Source organism: Haloferax sp. Atlit-10N (genome assembly GCF_003586325.1).
Taxonomy (GTDB): domain Archaea; phylum Halobacteriota; class Halobacteria; order Halobacteriales; family Haloferacaceae; genus Haloferax; species Haloferax prahovense.
This window is the reverse complement of record NZ_PSYX01000020.1, coordinates 1-2,931: the sequence shown is the minus strand read 5'-3', so window position 1 is coordinate 2,931 and position 2,931 is coordinate 1. Positions and strand designations below refer to the sequence as shown.

Genomic DNA, 2,931 nt, shown 5'->3' with positions numbered 1-2,931 from the left:
GTGAGCTTGTTCCGGACGAGGTTGTCACTCTGCTCGTTAAAGAGGCTCTATCGCAAGTCAATGGCTTTGTTCTGGATGGGTATCCCCGCAACGTAGAACAGGCTGAGGAACTCAATAATATGACCGACGTTGACGTTATTCTATATCTTGACGTAGACGAGGAGGAACTTGTTCAACGACTCACGGGTCGCCGTATAGACCCAAAAACAGGGGACACTTATCATATAAAATATAGTCCGCCTGAAGATCCTGAAGTTGAAAGACGACTTGAGCAGCGGGATGACGATACCGAGGAGACAGTCCGTGAACGTCTACGTGTATTTCGTGAGACCACTGAACCAGTTATTGAATACTACGAAGAACGAGGTCAACTGGAACGTGTCGACGGAAAACAGTCTCCTGATGAAGTCTGGGTTGACGTAAGGAAAGCGGTTGAAAACGCGCAATAGGTCGCGAAAAAGTTGGGGTGAGCGTTACTATACCGGGCATCACCTAGCAGATCTGTACATTTTACACACTGGTACCCGGCGAGTCTGTAGTTGAGAGGGCACGATCTTGCTGAGGTGATCTCGACGATGTTCGATAAAAGCCGACCATCATACCGTACGAATTAGAACTTGGAACGGTTATTGGCCGAAGAACGATCCAGTAGGCAATTATGGGGGGCTCTTCGAACCGATGAAGAGCCTGTCAGCAGACGCTGGCCCGTCAAGAGAGCGGATCTCGTCCTTCATACTCACCGCTCTCACCATATTCCGGCCGCTGGAAACCACCCTCACGGTAGACATCGAACTCACCCCGCTCGATGTCGTCCCGGATGATGTCTGCGGTCGTTTCGTCGACGCTCACGAAGTGACACAGCGGATGCCCCGGGTACGCGACTGCGTTCTCGAGTACACCGACGACGAGGCCAGTTGACGGTGCACGAACGACTTCGACCTCATCTTTGAAGTGATCGGAGATAGTGAACAGCTGCTCCCCGTCCTCGACGAGCGGCTGTGGGCCCCACTTCATATCGACGAGTCCGCCGGTGGCAGCACGAAGCCACGTCTTCTCACCGTCGCGTGCGACCACACGCGTCCACCCAGGCCAAGAGACCGGCCGGTCTGGCAGAACCTCATGTTCAGCGAGGACACTCGCCACGCAGTGAAGGGCGCGTTCGAGATGCGTCGATTGGAACCGGTGGGCGCGCCCCATCTCCACAGTTACGGTCGGAACCCCCGTCTTCGATGCTGCCTTTCGGAGCGTCCCGTTTGAGCCTTCACCGTCGAGAATCACGCTCGTTCCGAATGCACGGGCGATGCGTTCGACGTCAGAGTCGCGCATATCTGCCCGAACGTGATACATCGTCGTCCTGTTGCGCGTCGAGGTGTGGAAATCCAGCCCTAGGTCGCACTTCGAGACGAATTCCTCGAAGATAGTATGGGCGAGACGTTTCGCCATCGTTCCCTGTGGATTCCCGGGGAACGACCGGTTGAGGTCCTCGTCATAGATCGGGATGTAGCGCTGTTGGGCCATGAATCCCGGGACGTTCAGTACGTGGAGGCAGACGAGTGCCCCGTGGATGTCCGGGGGACCGTAGGTTTCTGCGACCTCTTGGACGATCTTGATGCCGTTCAGTTCGTCGCCGTGCACGGCAGCACTGAGGAACATCGCCGGGCCATCATTCTCTCCGTTGACGACCGTGACCGGAATGTCGATCGGGTCGCCGTGGAAACTTGTTCCCACCGAATAGCGGAACTGGCGCTTCTCTCCGGGTGAGATGGTTCGGCCGCCGACCTCAATCGGTTGTGTCGCGGATCCAGTCATTGAGAATCACTCTCGGACTGCTCTGAATGTGTCTGCGCTGCACGTCTACTGGGTTTACCAAGGAATCGTGGAACCGCCTCGCAGTATGACTCGTATTCGCCCCCGTACTGCTCGCGGAGCCACGGCTCTTCGGCGAGTGGTGCGAGCAGGAACCACACGATTCCACCGATAGCGAGAATGACCGTTTGAATCGAACCTGCGAGGAGGCCTCCGCTGGCGAGCATGGTGATGAACCCCACGTACTGTGGATTGCGAGAGAAGCGATACGGTCCCTCAGTTTGAAGGTGGCCTTCGAGACCACTGCTCTCCCAGAATCCGAGTGTCCACATCGCCCAGATAGACAGCGCTGTGCCTGCTACGAAAACAAGCACACTGACGAGTTGCACCACCACCGGTGGTTCGTACCAGTGCCACCAGTCGAGGTATGCAATGCCGACCAGACCCACGACGTATAGCGTCCAGGCTGTCCAGCTGACCCAGAACGTCCAGTTCCGCGTCCCGTGCGGCCAGAACCGGAATGTCGGACTGACGATGGTGGCAAGGAGGCCACCCAGTAGGAGTCCCCCGGATAGGAGACTGACGCTGAACAATGTCTGTGTCGCCTGGAGTGCCATAGGGATCACGCACCAATGTCGGGCACGGAAATATCGGCGCTGCGGAGACGACGGGCGTTGATAGCGACGATGATTGTCGAGAGAGACATGAACACCGCGCCGATCGCCGGCGACAGCAGGATACCGATAGGCGCGAGGACTCCGGCAGCGAGTGGGAGCGCGAAGACGTTGTAGCCGGTCGCCCAGACCAGATTCTCCTGCATCTTCCGGTAGCTCGCCTTCGAGAGCTTGATGAGACGGACGACATCCAGGGGATTGTTGTCGACGAGGATGATATCGCCCGACTCGATGGCGACGTCGGTCCCTGAACCGATGGCAATACCGACATCTGCTCGCGTGAGCGCCGGCGCGTCGTTGACGCCGTCGCCGACCATCGCGACCAGTTTCCCCTCGGACTGGAGCGCTTCGACTTTCGTGTCCTTTTCGTCGGGGAGTACCTCCGCGAAGTACTGGTCGATGCCGAGTTCCTCCGAGACAGCCCGTGCGACGTCCTCCGAGTCACCGGTCA

The 2,931-nt window shown here is 57.7% G+C and carries 4 protein-coding genes; 1 reads left to right on the top strand and 3 read right to left on the bottom strand.

Translation table 11 applies throughout. The annotated features are described in order from the left end of the window. Positions 1 to 449, top strand: a 449-nt coding sequence (locus C5B91_RS20810) for a nucleoside monophosphate kinase (RefSeq protein ID WP_119713002.1), incomplete at its 5' end; no start/stop codon positions are given. Between the two features lie 259 nt (positions 450 to 708). Here C5B91_RS20810 and C5B91_RS20805 read toward each other — a convergent pair. The 3 genes from C5B91_RS20805 to C5B91_RS20795 form a co-directional block, all read right to left on the bottom strand. Beyond that, a complete protein-coding gene (locus C5B91_RS20805; RefSeq protein WP_058365807.1) occupies positions 709 to 1,809 on the bottom strand; it encodes a succinylglutamate desuccinylase/aspartoacylase family protein in 1,101 nt (366 codons plus the stop codon). Continuing rightward, positions 1,806 to 2,423 carry an isoprenylcysteine carboxylmethyltransferase family protein gene (locus tag C5B91_RS20800; protein ID WP_092893792.1) on the bottom strand — a complete coding sequence of 206 codons (618 nt, stop codon included), beginning with the start codon at positions 2,421 to 2,423 and terminating at the stop codon, positions 1,806 to 1,808. Before C5B91_RS20800 ends, C5B91_RS20805 begins: the two co-directional genes overlap by 4 nt. Positions 2,424 to 2,428: 5 nt before the next feature. Further along, a partial coding sequence (locus C5B91_RS20795) for an HAD-IC family P-type ATPase (protein WP_119713000.1) occupies positions 2,429 to 2,931 on the bottom strand: 503 nt, incomplete at its 5' end.

Excerpts from the sequence above, each read along its gene's own strand:
- C5B91_RS20800 (WP_092893792.1), bottom strand. The coding sequence starts at position 2,423 with ATGGCACTCCAGGCGACACAGACATTGTTCAGCGTCAGTCTCCTATCC.
- C5B91_RS20805 (WP_058365807.1), bottom strand. The coding sequence starts at position 1,809 with ATGACTGGATCCGCGACACAACCGATTGAGGTCGGCGGCCGAACCATC.